Origin of the sequence: Paenibacillus tundrae (genome assembly GCF_036884255.1) — a bacterium.
Classification (GTDB): Bacteria; Bacillota; Bacilli; order Paenibacillales; family Paenibacillaceae; genus Paenibacillus.
This window is the reverse complement of sequence record NZ_CP145605.1, coordinates 4,973,933-4,995,092: the sequence shown is the minus strand read 5'-3', so window position 1 is coordinate 4,995,092 and position 21,160 is coordinate 4,973,933. Positions and strand designations below refer to the sequence as shown.

General features: G+C 46.3%; 18 protein-coding genes. 13 read left to right on the top strand and 5 right to left on the bottom strand.

Features of this window, described 5'->3' with window-relative positions; genetic code table 11:
• The first annotated feature begins 45 nt into the window (after nt 1-45).
• Complete coding sequence (locus tag V6W81_RS22430; RefSeq protein ID WP_338540449.1) at nt 46-1,866, top strand: peptidoglycan D,D-transpeptidase FtsI family protein; 1,821 nt, start codon at nt 46-48, stop codon at nt 1,864-1,866.
• Here the strand turns inward: V6W81_RS22430 and V6W81_RS22425 are convergent.
• Complete coding sequence (locus V6W81_RS22425; protein WP_338540448.1) at nt 1,830-3,050, bottom strand: AI-2E family transporter; 1,221 nt, start codon at nt 3,048-3,050, stop codon at nt 1,830-1,832. The two genes, V6W81_RS22430 and V6W81_RS22425, sit on opposite strands and share 37 nt — an antisense overlap.
• Nucleotides 3,051-3,240: 190 nt before the next feature.
• On the opposite strand from V6W81_RS22425, the gene V6W81_RS22420 reads away from it, so the two are divergent.
• A complete protein-coding gene (locus V6W81_RS22420; RefSeq protein ID WP_338540447.1) occupies nt 3,241-4,665 on the top strand; it encodes a polysaccharide deacetylase family protein in 1,425 nt (474 codons plus the stop codon).
• A 168-nt stretch (nt 4,666-4,833) separates the two neighbouring features.
• Here the strand turns inward: V6W81_RS22420 and ilvD are convergent, their stop codons facing one another.
• From ilvD to V6W81_RS22405, 3 genes are all read right to left on the bottom strand, one after another.
• Nucleotides 4,834-6,519: a dihydroxy-acid dehydratase gene (gene ilvD, locus V6W81_RS22415; RefSeq protein ID WP_239293741.1), complete on the bottom strand. Its 1,686-nt coding sequence runs from the start codon at nt 6,517-6,519 to the stop codon at nt 4,834-4,836.
• Nucleotides 6,520-6,834: 315 nt separating this feature from the next.
• Nucleotides 6,835-7,086, bottom strand: a complete 252-nt coding sequence (locus V6W81_RS22410) for a KGG domain-containing protein (protein WP_307216055.1) — start codon at nt 7,084-7,086, stop codon at nt 6,835-6,837.
• A 100-nt stretch (nt 7,087-7,186) separates the two neighbouring features.
• Nucleotides 7,187-8,227 (bottom strand): acyltransferase family protein, encoded by a 1,041-nt coding sequence (locus tag V6W81_RS22405; RefSeq protein ID WP_338540446.1) that lies wholly within the window; start codon nt 8,225-8,227, stop codon nt 7,187-7,189.
• Between the two features lie 219 nt (nt 8,228-8,446).
• Here V6W81_RS22405 and V6W81_RS22400 point away from each other — a divergent pair, with 219 nt between their 5' ends.
• From V6W81_RS22400 to mgrA, 6 genes are all read left to right on the top strand, one after another.
• Nucleotides 8,447-9,412 (top strand): sugar kinase, encoded by a 966-nt coding sequence (locus V6W81_RS22400; RefSeq protein ID WP_338540445.1) that lies wholly within the window; start codon nt 8,447-8,449, stop codon nt 9,410-9,412.
• An 84-nt stretch (nt 9,413-9,496) separates the two neighbouring features.
• Entirely contained in the window at nt 9,497-10,162 is a 666-nt protein-coding gene (locus V6W81_RS22395) for a bifunctional 2-keto-4-hydroxyglutarate aldolase/2-keto-3-deoxy-6-phosphogluconate aldolase (RefSeq protein ID WP_145408163.1), read from the top strand.
• Nucleotides 10,163-10,247: 85 nt separating this feature from the next.
• Nucleotides 10,248-11,024: an alpha/beta fold hydrolase gene (locus V6W81_RS22390; RefSeq protein WP_338540444.1), complete on the top strand. Its 777-nt coding sequence runs from the start codon at nt 10,248-10,250 to the stop codon at nt 11,022-11,024.
• A 27-nt stretch (nt 11,025-11,051) separates the two neighbouring features.
• Nucleotides 11,052-11,831, top strand: coding sequence for an HAD family hydrolase (locus V6W81_RS22385; protein ID WP_338540443.1), 780 nt, complete (start codon nt 11,052-11,054; stop codon nt 11,829-11,831).
• A 40-nt stretch (nt 11,832-11,871) separates the two neighbouring features.
• Nucleotides 11,872-12,612: an NAD-dependent protein deacylase gene (locus tag V6W81_RS22380; RefSeq protein ID WP_338540442.1), complete on the top strand. Its 741-nt coding sequence runs from the start codon at nt 11,872-11,874 to the stop codon at nt 12,610-12,612.
• A gap of 80 nt (nt 12,613-12,692) precedes the next feature.
• Nucleotides 12,693-13,703 carry an L-glyceraldehyde 3-phosphate reductase gene (mgrA, locus tag V6W81_RS22375; RefSeq protein ID WP_145046930.1) on the top strand — a complete coding sequence of 337 codons (1,011 nt, stop codon included), beginning with the start codon at nt 12,693-12,695 and terminating at the stop codon, nt 13,701-13,703.
• A 267-nt stretch (nt 13,704-13,970) separates the two neighbouring features.
• Here the strand turns inward: mgrA and V6W81_RS22370 are convergent, their stop codons facing one another.
• The gene (locus V6W81_RS22370) at nt 13,971-14,912 is read right to left on the bottom strand and encodes an AraC family transcriptional regulator (protein ID WP_338540441.1); all 942 of its coding nucleotides are present in this window, start codon (nt 14,910-14,912) and stop codon (nt 13,971-13,973) included.
• Between the two features lie 170 nt (nt 14,913-15,082).
• Between V6W81_RS22370 and V6W81_RS22365 the strand changes: the two genes are divergently transcribed.
• From V6W81_RS22365 to V6W81_RS22345, 5 genes are all read left to right on the top strand, one after another.
• Nucleotides 15,083-16,264 carry a galactokinase gene (locus tag V6W81_RS22365; protein WP_338540440.1) on the top strand — a complete coding sequence of 394 codons (1,182 nt, stop codon included), beginning with the start codon at nt 15,083-15,085 and terminating at the stop codon, nt 16,262-16,264.
• Nucleotide 16,265: 1 nt separating this feature from the next.
• Nucleotides 16,266-17,255: a UDP-glucose 4-epimerase GalE gene (gene galE / locus V6W81_RS22360; protein ID WP_310138758.1), complete on the top strand. Its 990-nt coding sequence runs from the start codon at nt 16,266-16,268 to the stop codon at nt 17,253-17,255.
• Nucleotides 17,256-17,270: 15 nt separating this feature from the next.
• On the top strand, nt 17,271-18,869 hold the full coding sequence (locus V6W81_RS22355) for a UDP-glucose--hexose-1-phosphate uridylyltransferase (protein WP_338540439.1): 1,599 nt from the start codon (nt 17,271-17,273) through the stop codon (nt 18,867-18,869).
• 174 nt (nt 18,870-19,043) lie between these two features.
• Nucleotides 19,044-19,631, top strand: coding sequence for an MSMEG_1061 family FMN-dependent PPOX-type flavoprotein (locus V6W81_RS22350; protein WP_338540438.1), 588 nt, complete (start codon nt 19,044-19,046; stop codon nt 19,629-19,631).
• 93 nt (nt 19,632-19,724) lie between these two features.
• Complete coding sequence (locus V6W81_RS22345) at nt 19,725-20,888, top strand: iron-containing alcohol dehydrogenase (RefSeq protein WP_338540437.1); 1,164 nt, start codon at nt 19,725-19,727, stop codon at nt 20,886-20,888.
• The last annotated feature ends 272 nt before the right edge of the window (nt 20,889-21,160 follow it).

Below are 21,160 nucleotides of genomic sequence, written 5' to 3'. Positions count from 1 at the left end.
TGCCATTTGCAGCATACTATGCTAAAACGCTAAAGGATGAGCCCGATGAATGTACACTTAAAACGCAGAATCTTTGTAGCCTGTATGCTTTTGACGGGTGTTTTTGCCATTCTTCTGTTCCGTCTAGCTTGGATTCAGATTATTCAAGTGAACCAGGTAACTCCGGGTACCACGCGTTCATTGCGGGAGATGTCTGTGCTACAGCGAGAACGGGGTGTGATGCTTGATTCGGGTCGAGGGCAATTTACAGATTATAGAGGTAAGCCATTAACGGGAAAATTGGAATGGGCTCTTGTTCTATTCCCACATCAACATGCCACCAGTTTAGCGAACACTCAACATGCAGAATCCCAGTTGAATCAGCTAGCAGCTATTTTACATACAGATGTCGTGAAGCTACAACAAGAATGGGAACAAGATCATGCTCCTCGGTTATGGACAGCAGGCAATCAACAGCCGGTTGTATTAAGTGATTCACAAGTAACCCAGATTCGACAATTAGAGGATATGGGAGCATATGTTTATCCGATGATGAGCCGGTATGATCAGAAATATACAGGGATGCAATGGCTTGGGTATGTAGCTGAGCAACCTAATCGCCTCGTATCTTCAACAGCCCATAAAAATGAAGTAAAGCAACCATTTGCGATGAAGTCGGGAGCAGCTGGGTTAGAGAGGACGTTGGAGCCTTTGATGGTGGGACTGGGACCTACGTTGCTGACACGTATGGTTACAGGTTCTGGTGAGATCATTCCTGAAATGCAGCCACGAGTTATCGCTCCAACCAATAGCCATTACCCCTTACAAGTAGAGACGACGGTAGATATAGATCTCCAGCAGGGTTTGGAGAACATTGCGAAGCAGTCAGGTATCCGTGAAGGAGCTGTTGTAGTGCTGGATGCGGCTACGGCTGATGTGCGAGCGATGATCTCTGTGCCCATGTATAAGCCGCAACATGTGGAACCGACACAATCATCTTGGGCGAATCGTGCGATCCAAGGAGCCGTTCCTGGGTCTATTTTCAAAATCATCACAGCCGCTGCGGCACTTGAAGCACATGCTGTATCTCCGCGGGAAACCTTTCATTGTAACGGGGAATGGGGGAAATACGGACTATCTTGCTGGAAAGAGCATGGGCATGGAACGTTACATCTAGAGGAAGGTTTTGCTCAATCCTGTAATATTGTCTTTGCTGAGACGGCTCGCCGATTAAGCATGGAGCAACTGGAACGTACCGCCAATGCTTTAGGACTTGCGCGTACCATTGGTTGGGAGGGCAAGCATATGGGGGGAATGCCCACCCTGCGACACTTTGATCATGAACAGGCAGGCCGCGTTCGCACTACAGCAGTTTCCTCACAAGATGAAGGAGCTAAAGTGCAGACTTCGATTGGACAGCGTGATACGCTGGTCACACCTCTTCAAGCAGCCAATCTGATGGTTACTCTCTTGCATGATGGTAAAGTGAGTGCACCTAGGTTAGTTCAACGCATACGTTATGCAGATGGTGATACGATGCTGGAGATGCCCTTACATGATTCGCCATCTTCTGTGGGACAGATCTCACCAGCTACGGCTCATCAATTGTTAAAGTGGATGAGAGGAGTCGTTACAGATGGCACGGGAAAAACCCTGCAGCACGCCAAATGGCATGTTGCAGGGAAGTCTGGGACGGCTCAAGTTGAGCAGCAAGGGCGTAAGCTGAATCATCAATGGTTTATAGGTTATGGGCCAGTGGAGAATCCCAAATATGCAGTTGCTGTGTTAGTTCAACATGTCGCTCCAGGAAGCTCTCACCAAGCCACGGCATTGTTTCGCAGCATTATGGATTACTTGGCAGAGGGATCGCCATCGTCCGCTGGTTGAGACGCCTGTGCAGAAGGGGGGCCATGATGTTCAGGTTCTTCTGACCGATGACTTGCTGCTCCGGCTGCAACTGGTGTATCCATGACGAGCGGAGAGGAGTCAAACTCATCTTTTGGCAAGTGAATCCACTGTTGTAGATATCCTTGTTGCAGCAGTTCTTTCAGCAAGATTAACAACACTGGAGACAATACCACGCCTGCAAGCCCGAAGATTGAGAGCGAGATAAGCATAAATGAGAGCATCAAGTAAGCCGAAGAGACACCGATGGAATTACCTGATATTTTGGGCTCAAGCAACTGGCGTGTCAGCATCGTTACTGCGAGCAGGACAATTAGGCCGATGGCTAATGTAGTGTTTCCTACAATAAACAGATAGACAATCCAAGGGATGAATATAACCGGAACACCGAGCAGTGGAACAAGGTCAAAGACTGCACAGATTGCCGCAATCGTAAAGGCATTACTTGTTCCTAAGATCAATAGTCCAGCATAGATCAATACAAAGGTGATTAACATCATGATCATCTGTGCTTTTAGATAAGAACGAATGGTTTTGAACACATGATTGCGCATGAATTCAATCGCCAGCTTTAATGTTTTTGGTGTTTTGGCACGGGCGAACTTACGCCAGGATTCAATCTCAATGCTAAGGAAAAAGGCGAGAATAATGGCGATCCCGAAGTTGGTAATAAATGAAGAGAAGGAGCTTAAGAATCCAATAAGATACTGAGCACCACTCGTTACCCATGTCGAGATGAATCCAGTCAGCGTAGCAAAATACTCATTCACTTTGTCCATGATGCTTACAGGCAAGGCATCCGATTTGTCCTGTGCGAAATGAACCAGGTTGGTGAATTGCTGTTGAACCATTTCGATATAGGATGGAAAATTATCTTGTAGGTTGGAGATCTGAGAGATAATGATAAGCCCCAATCCAAAAAACAGAGCGACAATGACCCCGAGAAATAACAACACCGATATAGCCGCCCCTAACGTTTTCGGTAATCCTCTTCGATGTAAAAAACGAGCCAGTGGTTCGATCATCCAATACACGATAAAAGAAAGGAACACGGGCGCTGCAATCTGATACAAACGGCTGAATCCGTACATGATGAAATAAACAGTCAACACGAGTAACGCAATGTCGAAGACGGTGCGTCCATATTTTTTGTATAACGGTAACATAGGCTCTACTCCTTCGTATGTATGAGGTGAAAGGTAAAAATAGGAATGCATTCATTGTACACGATCATACTCTTTTTTGGAAAATAGGATTCAAGATAAGTATGAATTGTGATAAAATGATAGGTGGTTTCTTTTCTATAGCACATATGATAGTAGCCATAATTCAGCGAGAGAGACGGGGAATTGAAGCATGACGAGTCTACTTCATAGCCTATTGATGTGGGCATTGTATATTTCATCATTTTACGCCTTTATTCCAAGTTTGATTAGTAGGCTTTTTGGTTTTCGGGTATTCAGGCGAGGAAAAAGCGAGACCGAGTTTGCCCTGACATTCGACGATGGGCCAGATCCGGTGTATACACCAAGGCTGCTGCAGCTGCTTAAGCAATACGATGCCAAAGCGACATTTTTTGTTGTTGGAGAGCATGCAGCCCATCATCGGGATTTAATCCAGCGAATGCATGAGGAAGGGCATCTGATCGGGATTCATAATTATATCCACAAGACGAATTGGTTAATGAGACCGGGAACCGTTCGGAAGCAAATTCAGCAGACGGGGCAGATTATTCAGGAAGTGACCGGGGTAAAATCCTGTTATTACCGCCCGCCATGGGGCATCATGAATCTGTTTGATTTTTTCAGTAAAAAAGATCGTAAGATTATACTATGGTCATCCATGTTTGAAGACTGGAAAAGCCGAGTAGGGGTGCAGAAGCTAACAGAACGAATGCTGAAAGAGCTAAGGGGTGGCGAGGTCATGTTATTGCATGATCGCGGTACAACGTTGGGAGCTGACGCACAAGCGCCTGAACATATGCTTGAAGCTCTGAAGGTTGTTCTCCAAGAGGCCGACAGACGAGGGCTGCATAGTGTGAGGGTGGATACTTTAATGGGAGGAGGCGCTATAATGAGTGAATCCCAAGAGAACAATCAATCTCAGGTTCAGTTATCCTTCTGGAAGAGAGGTATTGTCGCGTTATGGTTGCTCTGGGAGAACGTGTTTCACTGGATGTATCATCTGAGAACAGCTTCTCCGGAAGATCCGTTATTACATTACCGCCCACGTGTGTATCATGGTGCAATGGTTGAGATGACCGATGGACATGTGATGCAGAACGGGGATCAAGTGATTGAACTTCATTTTGATAATAAAAAATTATTCGAATTAGGCATGACCTCACGTTCCAGTATGCACTTAGCGATTCGTATGATTCGTGCGATCGAACAGCAGTTACCTGATTTGGCTCGGCAGATCGCTTCCGATCCGAAGCTTAGCTCAGCTAAAGCATTGTATGGTGTCAGCATGATTAATCGCGGGCCAGAGAAGTTTGGCTTTACGGTTCGGGATTTGCCCCCTGGGCCGTTTAGTGCGGCTTCTAAGATCTATTTGAAATTACTGCTCAGTGTGATTCACCCTGCAGGCACCAAGCGTCTGAAACAGCGTTCCGAACAGCTCGTACCTAAAGTCATCGCCATGCCGATGGAACATCTATTGCAGCACTATGGAACGAGAAGCTTCGCTGGAGCGAGGGTTGAACAGGTTCACACTACTGTGAAGGAGCCACAACAAGATTTGTTGTCAGGAGCTGAATTGAGAAACGTTCCTCCAATGTGATAGGAACGCAAGAATAAGTACAAATGCAGGCACAAGTGCAGATACAAATGTCATGATTTCTTTGTTCTTATCTTCCTAATGTGAACAGAAAAGGGTGGCTTCTTACCGTGTTGGTAAGAAGCCACCCTTTTGTTATGGTTTTTAATCAATGGTAAGGAACCATTTGAATTAGATTTTCAACACGCCGCCGTTACTTGCATTCGTTACAAGTTTGGAGTAACGAGCCAGTAATCCGGTTTTCACTTTTGGTTCAAAGCCTTTCCAACCTGCACGACGACGCTCGAACTCCTCGTCACTGATGTGCAACTCAATGATCCGGTTGTTCAGGTCAAGCTCAATGATATCTCCTTCTTCAACAAAGGCGATTGGACCACCTTCAGCCGCTTCTGGGGAGATATGTCCGATACTGATTCCGCGGGATGCGCCAGAGAAGCGTCCATCAGTGATCAGACCGACTTTAGCACCGAGACCCATACCAACGATTTGGGAAGTTGGAGCAAGCATCTCAGGCATACCTGGTCCGCCTTTTGGTCCTTCATAACGGATAACTACAACATGTCCTTCTTTAACTTTGCCATTCGCAATGCCTGCCAGAGCTTCATCTTGAGAGTCGAAGCAGATTGCTGGACCTTTGTGATACCCGCCAACCGAAGCATCTACTGCGCCAACTTTGATAATAGCTCCTTGAGGTGCAAGGTTACCGAACAATACAGCCAGTCCACCTTTTTCGGAGTGCGGATTATCTATTGTGTGGATACAGTTGGTATCTTGAATTTCTTGACCTTCAACGTTCTCACGGATCGTTTTACCTGTTACGGTAATGCAATCTGCGTGGATCGCGCCTGGTTTCTTCAGCAATTCGTTCAGAACTGCACTTACACCGCCTGCATTGTGAACATCTTCGATGTGCAGATCAGAAGCTGGAGCAAGCTTAGCCAGATGTGGTACGCGGTTAGCTACTTCATTGATGCGCTCGATTGGATATTCGATGCCTGCTTCATGAGCCAATGCCAGCGTATGCAGTACCGTATTGGTAGAACCACCCATAGCCATATCCAAAGCGAACGCGTTATCGATTGCTTCGACTGTAACGATATCGCGTGGTTTCAGGTCAAGTTTGATGAGTTCCATCAATTGTTTCGCAGATTGTTTAACAAACTCACGACGCTCAGGAGCAACAGCCAGAATAGTTCCGTTACCTGGCATAGCCAGTCCCATTGCTTCTGCTAGACAGTTCATGGAGTTAGCCGTGAACATACCGGAGCATGAGCCACAAGTTGGACAGCCAAACTGTTCAAGCTCAAGCAAGCTCTTGTCATCAATTTTACCCGCTTGGTAAGCACCTACACCTTCAAATACGGAAGTCAGGGAGAGAGCTTTACCGTTGCTATCACGACCAGCTTTCATCGGTCCACCACTTACGAACACGGTAGGGATATTACAACGAAGTGCACCCATCATCATACCTGGTGTGATTTTGTCACAGTTCGGGATACATACCATACCGTCGAACCAGTGAGCGGATACTACCGTCTCAACGGAATCGGCAATGATATCACGGCTTGGAAGGGAGTAACGCATACCAATGTGTCCCATTGCAATCCCATCGTCAACACCGATTGTGTTGAACTCAAATGGAACGCCGCCAGCTTCACGGATTGCATCTTTTACAATTTTACCAAACTCCTGCAGATGTACATGACCAGGAACGATATCAATGTAAGAGTTACATACGGCAATAAACGGCTTGCCAAAATCTTCTTCTTTAACGCCTGCGGCACGCAACAAACTGCGGTGCGGTGCACGGTCAAAACCTTTTTTGATCATATCGGAACGCATCTTATTGGCTGACATGGTGTATTTCCCCCCAAATTATATAGTGTATTCGAGCAACATGAATGGAAATAAAATGGCAGTGGCTCTGTCGTTAAATTTCATCCGTACTCTAAAAAAATAGACCGACAATTGCCGGTTCGAGCTTCCCGTAGTTTGTGAAATTCTTTGCTGCTTTAAACCCGTGAACAACCCGGTTTTTTAAAGAGTCTATCACAATCGTCGCCATATTTCTACAATCAATAGAAAGAAGCCGGCTTCCAAATCCATGGAGTTCGACTTCTAAGTTAAAAACACAGCTATTCATATATATCGGATCGAAATGTTCAAGATACGTTAGTTGCTTCCGCCTTTGCGTCCAATTTCGCGATAGAATTCCTTATCATGTGTCTCGGAAGTGGCGATGCCGCCCTTGCGCCCTATCTCTTTATAGAAGTCTGTATTATGGGCATCTGAGGTCGCTTCACCGCCCTTTTTACCAATGGTTTGGTAGAAGCTGCGATCATACTTTTTGGAGGTGGCTTTACCACCCAGTCGTCCCGCTTCCTCGCGAGTCATTTTGTGTTCAGACGTTTGTGGACGTGCCATTACAAATCACTCCTTAGATCATAAGTTGTTTTTTGTAGCGCGTATGCCTATTTACCACGGTCTTTGCAGGCTGAAACAAAATGATTCGGACGCATTATAATCATGCAGAGCGTTTGGAAACCTCCTGACGATGGAAGGTGAAACGCGAAAGATTGGGTTCAATAAGCGGTCTGAATGTATGGCGAACCACCGGATGTGCAAGCATAACAGCAAACAGGACTGCGATCGCAATGATGACCGGAATATATAAACTGCTTTCCATATAATTATATACGCCAGACCAGATCACGAGACGAACGAGAAATCCGTGCAAGAGGAACACATACAGGGTGCGGCGTCCCATTTCTGTTATTCTGGAAGTGAGTGTAGGAACCCAAGCTAGAAATAATGCAGCCGACCCAAACTGTACACCGTACATGCCCAGACGGTAGATGCCTGCATACCATTCGGAATGACCTAGCTCAGCATAAGTCATACTTCCGAGCAGCCAGCCAGGTGAGAGCGGAATTCCCCCCACGCCAATCAAAATGAGTACACCCACTGAGAATAGTGCAGCTACATAACGACTCCAGTTTGATTTTATATGGGAGCGAATGGCTGTTCCGTAGTCATAACCGATGATAAAGAACGGAAGGAAAACAAACGTACGACAGAAGCTGAGCCAGAAACCGTCTACAGGTAGATATCCAGCGATGATTCCAAGAATAATGGAGCCAATCAACCGATAGATCGGTTTCCAAGATAAGGTGACACGAAGCAAGAGTCTCCAGCAGAAATGACTGGCTAGAAACCATAATAACAAGTAGGGTGCAAAAAAAGATAAGCGCATATGTGGCGTGTGGAACACCGTGAAATCCATCAATGCGTACAAGGATTGAAATAGTACATACTGGATGGCGATGTGCTGAAGCACTCGTTTACCGGATTCTCCTTGAAGAGTGTGTCTAGCAAAATACCCGGTTACCCACACGAATAGTGGCATGTGAAACGTATATATCCACAGGAACAATGTCTCTGCCCCGGCAAAACGTGTAATAATTGGTTCAAGCGCGTTCCCTACAAGAACACAGACGATGAGCATGAATCTTAAATTGTAAAAAAATGAATCTGGATCATCACGATGTATTGTCTGAATGTTCATGATGTAGCCTCCTGTTACCCCTTTGTATGCAAAAAGTGCTTCTGCAATAAGGGTAATATGAAAGTAGTTAATCTATTGTGATATTTTTCACAATAGAAAGCGTTATCCTTTCACCAAGCTGTGACAACAAAATGAACGCTTTGGGATTGACAACGCTTGCATACGGGATGACAATGGTACAAGAAGATGAGAAACTGTAAATATAAGGAGGGATGAAATATGTCAACGAAAACGAGCCAAAGCCCTGATATTATCACGTTTGGTGAGAGTATGGGGCTTTTGACCGCGAAGGATACTCGTGGATTGGAATACGCAGCTTCATTAGATAAATCATTTGGTGGGGCAGAGAGCAATCTGGCGATTGGTGTCGCACGTCTTGGCCATACCAGCGGCTGGTTTGGACGACTTGGTAGAGATGCATTGGGTAGTATGATCTTGAAGGCGATTCGGGGTGAAGGTGTAGATGTATCTAGAGTGACCCTTAGTGATATGGAACCTACTGGTCTGATGATTCGTGAGAACGCTTCCGGGAAAGCATCGGTTCATTATTATAGGAAACTATCTGCTGCCAGCGCGATGACACCTCAGGATCTGGATCAGGACTATATCGCAGGTGCACAAATTTTGCATGTCACTGGCATTACAGCAGCGATCAGTCCAACAGGTCTTGCTACCGTCGAAGCTGCTATACATATCGCCAAGCAGGCTGGTGTGAAGGTGAGTTTTGACCCGAATCTGCGCTTAAAGCTCTGGTCGATTGAAGAAGCACGTCCTGTTATCCTTCGGCTGGCTGAACAGGCGGATTATTTCTTGCCTGGTCTGGATGAGATGAAGCTGTTATATAACGAAGAAGATGATCAAAAGGTGCTTGATCGTTTATCTGCTCTGGACGCGGTCTGTATTGTGAAGGGTGGTCCTGATTTGACCTATGTATTAGTGAATGGTACCCTAACGGAAGTTCCGTACTTCAAAGCGGATCATGTGCTGGATACGGTCGGAGCGGGTGATGGTTTCTGTGCAGGATTTCTGTCAGGCATGATCAAAGGTTATTCCCCTCAAGACGCTACTCGACTAGGAAACCTGACAGGTTCTATGGTGATACAGGCTGTAGGGGACTGGGAAGCACTCCCGACGTGGGAGCAGGTAGAGGCTAAGCTGAACAACGTAGCTCATGTTGAGCGCTAGTCGCTGCTGATATCATGAATGTCTCATCTTCGTTCTAAATGTAAGGATTGCCATGACGATCACATTGACAAGGGAGAGAATGAAATGAAGAAGCTTCAGCTACTGCAAAAAATAACGGACAACGGCGTCGTTGCCGTCCTACGTGCGGATTCTGCCGATCAAGTTATCGCTATGGCGGAACAAGCCATTGCTGGTGGGATCAAAGTCATTGAGATCACCATGACAGTTCCCAGTGCCCTCAAAGCAATTGAGAAATTAAGTCGTGTCTATCATTGGAATACACAGGATCCTGAGAAGTTTGCCATTATTGGAGCGGGCACCGTTCTAGAACCCCAAACAGCGCGTGCAGCTATTATGTCAGGTGCTGAATTCGTCGTTGGACCATCTCTGAATCCAGATACCGTTCAGATATGCAACTTGTATCGTATCCCTATTTTGCCAGGTGTAATGACGATTGCAGATGTTCAACGTGCTTTGGAACTTGGCGTTGACATTGTAAAATTATTCCCAGGTAATCTGTATGATCCTTCAATTATCAAAACAATGAAAGGCCCAATGCCGCAGGCGAATTTTATGCCAACAGGTGGGGTTTCTTTGTCTAACTTAGGTGATTGGATCAAGGGTGGCGCGGTAGCAGTAGGAATTGGTTCCGACTTGACGACCGAAGCAGTAAAAACGGGGGACTTGAGTCATGTCCGTCGCAAAGCGGAACAATATATGGACGCTTATCGTAAGGCCAAAGCCGAATAGGATGAATATGCGGAGAATAGGAGCCGGTACGTATGAGGCTCTCATTCTTGCGAGCCGCGGCACCTGCGGAAGCGAAGAAAGGTGAATGCAGTTGAGAAATAGGAATCGGTACAACACAGGGCGCAAGAAAAGGGGCATATGGAAATTCCTGCTCGTTCTTCTGGCGCTCATTGTCATTGGTTTAGGATATGTTGGTTATAAACTGTTAACCCCTTATGGACCACAGGAAATAGCTCAAACGGCTATGGAAACTGCGGATCAGGTCACGGTTAGTGAGCAAGAGAACTGGATTGATTTTGCTCCTGAAAAGCCTGAAGGTGTGAGCGTTATTTTCTATCCAGGTGGATTGGTTAAACCGGAAAGTTATGCACCGTTCGCCCATAAGTTAGCGGAAGCAGGCCATCATACCATTATCGCCAAAATGCCTGTCAACCTGGCGGTGCTGAAGCAAGATCTAGCTGATCAGATTCGGAATGCATATCCTGACGAAGCATTCGTCATGGGTGGACACTCTTTAGGTGGTTCAATGGCTGCGCGATATGCAGCTGCCCATCCTGATGCACTTCAAGGCATATTCTTCTTAGCATCTTATCCAGATGAAAAAGGTAGTGTGAAATCATTAGATATTCCAGCATTGTCTATTCTGGGAACAAATGATGAAGTTGTAAATTCGACGAAATATCAAAGTGGGCGTGCTTACTTACCTGAAGATACCGTGTATTATACCATCGAAGGAGGAAATCACTCCCAATTCGGTGATTATGATCACCAGAGTGGCGATGGAGAACCTGGAATCAGTGAAGAAGAGCAGTTAACACAGACGGTAAAAACGGTTTTGGATTGGCTGCAGGACATTCAATAGATCGATGTTGCTAAGGGAGGAAACCAAATGACCGTTAACCTTCACGTGCACGATGTAGCGTACCCCTGTGAGGGCATTCTCTTTGACAAAGATGGAACTTTACTAGAGTTCCTGCATCTATGGGGGCCTTGGGCGGAGACCATGTTACGGCAATTGGAAGAGGCACTCGCCGAACGGGGGGCCACGTTCACAGTTGATCGTGGTGACATGTTAGGCACGAAGCATGACGGTGCAGGCAACATCATCGGATACGATCCACAGGGACCATTCGTGATTGCTACAGTAGATGAAAGCAATGGATTATTGGCTGGACAGTTGTATGCTGCTGGCATCCCATGGAACGAATCAATCACGATGATTCGCAAGTTCTCAAGTGTAGCTATGCGAGAGGTGCGTCAAAATAAGCTTGCAGAGCCTATCGCAGGTCTTCTACCATTTTTGCAGCAATGCAGAGATGCATCCATTCCGATGGCGGTAGTAACCTCCGACAGCACCGCAGCAGCGGAAACACATCTGGATTGGATGGGGATTCGATCCTTTTTTACATCCATCGTTGGCTCTGATCGGGTTACATTAGGCAAACCGGATCAAGAATCGGTTATGCTGGCTTGTAAGGAATTACATATTCGTCCTGATCGAGCGATTGTTATTGGTGACAGCAATGGGGATATGCAGATGGGACGTAGTGCAGGGGCATCTTGCGTTATTGGGTTCTGCCCACAAGATCAAGCTACTGACCATTTACATGATGCCGATGTCATTATCCGAGCTTATGAAGAGCTAGGCTTGTTTCCTAACGAAAATTGAAGGTTCAGCGGTTCATTTCAAGAGAAGGAGGAGAGAGAGGATGAACGCAACGGAACAATTGGTCTCTTGGATTCAGAAAAGTACGAAAATTGTCTTTTTCGGCGGGGCAGGGACTTCAACAGAAAGCGGAATTCCCGACTTTCGTTCTGCCGCAGGCCTGTATCAAACGGAGCAGCATTCACCTTATCCACCGGAGGAACTGCTGAGCCGTCATTTTTTTGATCAGCACGCGGATATCTTCTACGATTTTTATCGCGGGAAGATGCTCCATCCACAAGCCGAGCCGAATGGCTGCCATCGATTGCTTGCACGCTTGGAGAATGAAGGGCGTCTGCAAGCGGTAATCACGCAAAATATCGACGGTTTACATCAGAAGGCTGGTAGTAAGAACGTGCTTGAATTGCATGGATCTGTTCATCGCAATGCATGTATGGATTGTAAACGATTCCACTCGCTTGATGATATTATTCGTTCTCAAGATATCGTTCCCCGCTGTATCTCCTGCGGCGGGGTAGTCAAGCCAGATGTGGTGCTGTACGAAGAGGAGTTGGATCAGAATACGCTGTATCTCTCAGTGGATGCGATCTCTACAGCGGACTTATTGTTGGTGGGGGGAACATCACTCACGGTACAGCCTGCAGCCCAACTTATTACGTACTTTCAAGGCAAGCATACTGTGCTGCTTAACGCTACACCTACCGCGTATGATCATCAGGCTGATTTACTGATTACTGAACCGATCGGTGAGGTAATGAATACTGTGGACCAGCTTCTGGGTTAGAAAGCAAAATTAAATAACCGCACGCTCCGGTATGGTGCCGGATGAATAAAAGCGGAATCTGGGGAAAGAAGGGATTCAGTATGGTCTACGTGGCCAGCGATACACGCTACGAGGTAATGAAATATAATCGAGTTGGGCGTTCCGGATTGAAACTGCCAGCTATTTCACTTGGACTTTGGCATAATTTCGGTGGTATTAATAATGCAGAGAATGGACGCAACATGATTACGCGTTCATTTGATCTAGGTATTACACACTTTGACCTTGCCAACAATTATGGACCTCCAGCTGGATCAGCAGAGCAATTGTTTGGACAGGTGCTGGCACAGGATCTGAAGCCCTATCGAGACGAGCTTATCATCTCCACCAAGGCTGGATATTATATGTGGCCTGGGCCTTATGGCGAATGGGGCTCCCGCAAAAATCTCGTATCTAGTCTGAATCAGAGTCTGAAACGGATGGGACTCGATTATGTCGATATTTTCTATTCCCATCGCTATGATCCGGAAACACCACTGGAAGAAACGATGATGGCTCTTGACCATATCGTGCGTTCGGGTAAAGCACTCTATGTAGGGATCTCGAATTACCCTGCAGAACAGACCAAGCAAGCCGCAGAAATTCTGAAGGGACTAGGGACACCGCTTTTAATTCATCAACCTAAATATTCGATGTTGGATCGCTGGATTGAAGATGGGTTACAGGATGTACTAGAGGAATATGGTGCGGGTAGTATCGCCTTTTGTCCACTTGCTCAAGGGTTGCTCACGAACAAGTACCTGAATGGAATTCCTGAGGATTCTCGTGCAAAAGGGCCGTCTGTATTTCTAAATGAAAATAACATCTCGCCAGAGACGCTGCGAAAAGTTCGTGCGCTTAATCAGATTGCGGCTGCGCGTGGTCAAAGTCTGGCTCAGTTCGCACTCGCTTGGGTACTACGGAGTGGCAAAGTGACTTCTGCATTAATCGGTGCAAGTCGTCCTGCTCAGATTGAGGAGAATGTGGCAGCGCTAAGCCAACTGGATTTCTCTACCGAGGAATTGGAGCGCATTGAATCCATCCTTCGTCCTGAGCATGGTGATAAGCAATAAGCTCGCTCTTTCCATGCATTCCTAATAGTGGTTGTTCCAAAAGTAAGCTTTTGTATTATGTACTTAATAGGATCATGACGACCGAAGCTCTGATTGAAATAAATGAAGTGAAAAAGGTGCATCTTAGCCATATCGGCGTGGATGCACCTTTTTTTAGATCATAGAGTTTATAAGTTTTCAGCGGAGCTGAACAATTCAATTATCGCAAGAAAACCCACAACTAAACTCGGTCTTTCTTCTGTGAAAGTACGACGTTAGGCATTTTTCTTATGTTTTCTTGGCTCCGTTACTTCTCGAGAGTATGTTCTCCCTGTATAGACTAGGGGCTTCACCGTGAAATCGTTTGAACTGTTTGGAGAAGTATAGCGCATCCGCAATCCCTACAGAGTCAGAGATCTGTTCAATCGATAGGTCTGGTCGTTCGCGGAGTAACTGCCGCGATTTATCAATGCGTAGCTTGAGTAGATACGTTACCGGAGTTAAGCCGGTTTCTTGTTTGAATATACGCGATAGATAGGCGCGATTATAACCTAGACTGGCTGACATCTGTTCAATGGAGACTGGATAGGCATATTGCGTCGACATGTATTGGATCATCTGTTTGACCGTTCGGCGTATGGAAGATTCACCTGGAATTAAAGTTTGATCTTCAGCAAGGTGATTTTGCGCTTCGGCGAGAATCATATACAGTGTGCCCAGAGAGGTAAAATGAGAGCTTTCCTTGCGCTGGGCAAAAGCCTCCTGCATCACAGACAGCCAGTCCGCAATGCCGCATGCCGTCCCGGCATGAAATACAGATTTCTCTGGGCGAAACCCAGCAGCTTCCGTATGCTGGCTCGCTTGAGTTCCCGTATAGGCGATCCATCGATATTGCCAAGGATTACGTGCATTGGATTGATAGCTTACCAATTGTCCAGGGTGAATGAGGAAGCAGTCTCCTGCGGCTAACTCGTATGAATGCAGTTCTGTACGGAATGTACCGGCACCCTTCTCTACATAATGTAGCAGGTAATAATCATACAATTTCGGTCCAAGTGCGTGTCCAGGTAACGTCTGACTTGCTCCTGCAAACAGGACATGTAGTGCGCCTCTTTCATAATATACGGGATTAGAGGCCACCGAATAACTAAGAGCACCACTTTTGCCCGACGTCTCTTGAAGCTTCGTGTTTAGCGGGTTTGGGGTCTGCTCCGATCGGGACTCAGTCATGAGTACAAGCCTTCTTTCTATCTACATTAAGAATGTGTTGTTTGCTCCATTATACGTGTTAAGGTCACATTTATCCATATGAAACACACATGGTTGCATTTCAAGAGGTATCGCTTTCTTATATAATAACATTAAGAAAACCTACAACATTGAGATGAGGTGCAGCAGCGGTGAACATAAATGAATTGAAACAAAAGTTTATCGATAAGTACGGAGAAAGTGGAGCGGACATCCGTGTATTTCATGCCCCTGGGCGTGTGAATCTGATCGGTGAGCATATCGATTACAACGGCGGATACGTCCTTCCGGCAGCACTTGAATTTGGTACAACATTGGTTATTCGGGAGCGAGAGGACAACAAGCTGCAACTGGCCTCCACGAACATGTCCTACGAAGGAACGTTGACCACTTCTTCTGTTGGAGAAGAGAAAACAGGTGAATGGACGGACTATCCTGTTGGTGTCATGGTTGAGCTTGCAGGCAAAGGTGTGAAGGTAACGAAAGGGTACGACTTCCTATACCACGGCGAAATTCCTAATGGCGCAGGACTTTCATCGTCTGCTTCATTGGAAGTTCTCACCGGATATGCGATTCAATCATTAGAAGGCGTGTCCGATATCGATACGGTGCAGCTAGCATTGCTGTCACAGAAGGCGGAGAATGAATTTGTTGGTGTCAACTGCGGAATTATGGATCAGTTTGCTGTTGCCAACGGTGCAGAGGATCATGCGATTCTGCTGATGTGTGATACTCTGGAATACGAGAAGGTGCCTTTCCGTACAGGTTCCTATAAACTGATTATTGGTAACACGAACAAACGTCGTGGTTTGGTGGATTCGGCTTATAATGAACGTCGTTCCCAATGCGAGCAGGCACTTGCCATTTTGAAGGAACAGCTGCCTGCACTGAATTACCTGGCGCAATTGACGCCAGAGCAGTTCGTAACACTTCAAGATCAGATTACAGATGAGAAAGTGAGACAGCGTGCACAGCACGTCGTCGAAGAAAATGCACGTGTACTGGCATCGGTAGAGGCTTTGCGCGAGAACGACCTCGTTACCTTTGGCAAACTGATGAATGCTTCTCATGAATCGCTTCGTTCTTTGTATGAAGTAAGCTGCGAAGAACTGGATGTCATGGTGGAAGAAGCTCAGCGGATTCCAGGTACACTTGGTGCTCGGATGACGGGTGCAGGATTCGGCGGTTGCACCGTATCTCTGGTACATGAAGATGATGTAAAGCGTTTTGTTAGTGAAGTTGGGGCAGCGTATGAAGCACGTACGAGCCTCAAAGGTGAGTTTTATGTGTGCGGAGTAGGCGACGGTGTTAAAGAATTGAAGGAGGCGAAGTAAAATGGCAATTTTGGTGACAGGTGGAGCAGGATATATTGGTTCGCATACGGTAGCGGCTTTGTTGGAACGTGGTGAAGAGGTTGTTGTTCTGGATAACTTGCAAACAGGGCATCGCGAAGCATTGCTTGGCGGTAAGTTGTATGAAGGGGATCTTCGTGACAAAGCGATTCTGAAGAAGCTGTTCGCAGAGAACTCGATTGACGCAGTTATTCACTTTGCAGCGAACTCCTTGGTAGGCGAGAGCATGACAGCTCCGGTTAAATACTATGACAACAATGTCTTCGGTACATTGTGCTTGCTGGAAGCAATGAACGAAGCGAATGTGCGTAAGATTGTGTTCTCCTCTACAGCAGCAACCTACGGTGAGCCTGAAAAGGTGCCGATCGAAGAGAGCGACCGTACAGAGCCAACCAACGTATACGGCGAAACAAAGCTCATGATGGAGCGCATGATGTCTTGGTTCGATAAAGTACAGGATATCAAATATGTATCCCTGCGTTACTTCAATGCAGCCGGCGCTCATGACAGTGGCAAAATCGGTGAAGATCACCAACCGGAAAGTCACTTGATCCCACTCGTGTTGCAAACAGCACTGAAACAACGTTCACATATCGCTGTGTTTGGTGACGATTATGACACTGAGGACGGAACATGTATCCGTGACTACATTCACGTAAGCGACCTTGCAGATGCGCATTTGCGGGCTGTAGATTACCTTCGTAAAGGCGAAAGCAGCAACGTGTTTAACCTGGGTAACGGTACAGGATTCTCGGTTAAACAAGTCATCGAAACAGCTAAGAAAGTAACTGGATTGGATATTCCGGTCGTACAAGAGCCACGTCGTGCAGGTGACCCAGCAGTTCTGGTTGCTTCGTCTGCTAAAGCAAGATCCGTACTGGGCTGGAACCCAACACGTACCAACCTGGAAGATGTCATTCAGAGCGCTTGGGGCTGGCACCAATCCCACCCTAATGGCTACGGGAAAAACTAGGAGGCGAATACCCATATGTCACAGACTCATAATGCAGCAGGTGCCACAGAGCGGACACCCGAGCAGCAGGAAGCACTGCATGCCATTGAATGTCTGGTTGCATTTGCTCTGCACAATAAGCTGATTGAAGAAGCAGATTGGGATTATAGCCGTAATCTCTTGCTGGAACAGTTCGGATTCTCGGAACCTTATGCTGGAGCATTAGATAATACTGTACCCGATGGTCCACAGGCCATGTTGGATACATTGATTGATTATGGATTCACCATTGGTCTTATCCCTGAAAATACAGATACGTACCGTGATTTGTTGGATGCTAAAATTATGGGCCATCTTATGGCTCGCCCATCAGAGGTTGTTCGTGCTTTCCGTCATACGGAGCAGACCGAAGGCATTGAGGCAGCAACCAAGCAATTTTACGAGCTGTCGATTCACTCTAACTATATCCGGATGGATCGGATCGCGAAGAACGTTTACTGGACACAGGATACGGCTTACGGCGATATGGAGATTACCATCAATCTTTCGAAACCGGAGAAAAGTCCGAAAGAAATCGCAATGGCGAAATTGCTGCCACCACCGGTCTATCCGAAATGTCAGTTGTGTCGTGAAAATGTAGGTTATGCGGGCCGGGTGAACCATCCCGCTCGTCAAAATCTGCGTGTGATTCCGTTGGAGCTGAACGGTGAGCCTTGGTTGTTCCAATACTCGCCATATGTGTACTACAACGAGCACTGCATTATTTTCCATCATGATCATGTACCGATGAAACTAACCAAAGACACGCTGCGCAGACTGCTTGCTTTTGTTGGGGAGTACCCACATTACTTTATCGGCTCTAACGCCGATCTTCCAATCGTAGGTGGCTCAATCCTGACGCATGATCATTTCCAAGGTGGACGTCATACATTTGCGATCCAGAATGCACAGCCAGAGGCAGTATTCCGTCACGCTGATGCACCTGGACTTACGCTGAGTCTCGTGAAATGGCCGATGTCTGTTATGCGACTAGCTTCCCACGATCCAGCAGAGCTACTTGAAGCGGGTAACGCTGTATATGAAGCATGGAAGGTCTACAGTGATTCCACAGTGGATATTGAAGCTTTCAGTGATGTGGACGGAGAACAAATACCACATAACACAGTAACCCCAATTGTTCGTCGTAGTGCAGACGGTGGTTATGAGATGGATCTTGTCCTACGTAACAACCGGACGAATGATGTGCATCCTGAAGGTATTTTCCACCCGCATCGTGAGATGCATCACCTGAAGAAGGAGAACATCGGACTTATTGAAGTCATGGGTCTTGCGATTCTGCCAGGGCGTCTGAAAGAAGAGTTGGACGGCATTGCTAATATTTTGGCAGGAGACAACGAGCTGGCCGAGGCAGCACAGGCTGTGGATCATGATTTGAACAAGCATCTGCGCTGGACCGAAGAATTGAAGCAGAGCCACGGTGCTAACCTAACCAAAGAGGAAGCCGTTACGCTTGTGCAGCAACAAGTTGGTTTGAAATTTGCTGAGATTCTAGAACATGCAGGTGTGTACAAACATGATGAAGCTGGACGTCAGGCGTTCCGTCGTTTTGTAACTAGCATGGGGTATACCGAATAACTTAGACATTTCTTTCCTTAGGAAAATAAATATCTATGAAATCCAAAGCACCCGCTCAATCAGGAGCGAGTGCTTTTGGTGTTTTGCTGATCGTTTGGAATGGGATTCTCACCCATGTATAATGGGAAGAAGTGTGTAGGAACACAATGACTATGAAGAAACGGGGACGAATAATTGGAAAAGCAGGCATTGAATATTCCGTTGATCACAGATGCAAAGGAATTGCAAAGCATGGTGGGGGAACCACATGAACATGTACGTAATAAGGCAATCTCCTATGTAGATTCGCATGTTCAGAATTTTGTATCCATGTCACCCTTGTTTTTCTTATCTACGTCCGATCAAGATGGGAACAGCGATGTATCTCCCCGGGGCGATGAAGCCGGATTTGTGAAAGTGTTAGATCCATACCGTTTAGTATATCCCGAACGGCCAGGTAATCGCCGTATTGACTCATTAATTAACATATTATCTAACCCAGGAGTGGGCATGCTTTTCTTGATTCCAGGTATGAACGAAGTGCTGCGCATCAATGGGACAGCCTCCATTACCAAGGATGCAGAATTTATTGAGAGCATGAATTGGAACGGTAAAACGATTGGTGCAGCTGTTATTGTCGATGTGGAGGAATGCTTTATCCATTGTCCACGTGCCTTTAAACAGGCAGGGTTATGGGATTCCGAAACTTGGACACAATCAGAGGAATTGCCTTCCTCTACTGAAATGTTCCGAGCGCATTTGCAGATTAATGGGTTGTTATAAAGTTAGCATCTATAGATTTGTTTTTCTAGATATGGGGTACTATAATGGGAGTTGCGTTACAAATATAAATCTCCAATGGAGGCGATATAGATCATGAGATCTTTTCAATTTTATAATCCAACCCGCTTGATTTTCGGTAAAGGACAACTAGAAGCGTTGAAAACGGAAGTTCCGAAATACGGCAAACGGGTTTTGCTTGTATATGGTGGCGGTAGCATCAAACGTAGTGGCTTGTATGATCAAGTCATCGGCTTGCTGGGCGAAATTGGTGCAGAAGTAACTGAATTGGCGGGCGTAGAGCCTAACCCACGTCTTTCGACAGTTCACAAAGGGGTAGACCTTTGCAAAACGAATAACATTGACCTCGTACTGGCTGTTGGTGGCGGTAGTGTACTCGACTGTGCCAAAGCAATCGCTGTTGGTGCGAAGTATGACGGCGATATGTGGGACTTTGCACAGCGTAAAGCAGTAGCACAAGATGCTCTTCCGCTTGGTACAGTGTTGACGATGGCAGCTACAGGTTCCGAGATGAACTCCGGTTCCGTTATTACGAATCAAGATACACAGGAGAAATTAGGATGGGGTAGTGCGTATTCATTCCCAGCATTCTCAATCCTTGATCCAGTCAATACATATACGGTGCCTCGTGATCAAACGGTCTATGGCATGGTTGATATGATGTCGCACGTGCTTGAGCACTATTTCCATCTAGATGCCAATACACCTGTACAGCTCGGATTCTGTGAAACAATTCTTCGTACAGTAATGGATGCAGCACCTCGCCTCGTCGATGATCTTGAAAATTACGAGCTGCGTGAAACGATCCTGTACTGCGGAACGATGGCATTGAACGGCGTTCTTAACATGGGTCTTGCAGGTGACTGGGCAACACATAACATTGAGCACGCGGTATCCGCTGTGTATGATATCCCACATGGTGGCGGACTCGCAATCCTGTTCCCGCACTGGATGAAGCATAATCTGGATGTGAATGTGGATCGATTCAAGCGTCTGGCTACTAACGTGTTCGATGTGAATCCTGAAGGTAAATCGGACAGACAGGTAGCTGAAGAAGGCATTGAAGCACTGAGCCAGTTCTGGACGTCCATTGGAGCGCCTAACCGTTTGGCTGATTATGATATCGATGACAGCCAAATCGATGTAATGGCCGATAAAGCAATGTTGTTTGGTCCATTCGGTAACTTCAAAAAACTGCAACGTGAAGATGTTGTATCCATCTACAAAGCTTCTCTGTAATTGAACAGAGATTAGTCACATAGATATGTCTAATTAACCGCAGGTTTCCTTCTAGGAAGCTTGCGGTTTTTTGTTGTTTTCTATATGTGAGGCTGGACGCTCGAGCTTGACTGAGCATGGTAAAGCATGAGTTGAAGAACATAATGATAATACCCATTATCGGCTTCTGAATACATTTGAGGAAACATTTTGAAACATTTTGCCGATTCGTACGTATTTATTTACATGTGGAATGCCTAGTTAGGATTGAAATTGCGGCAGAGGAGAGGAGG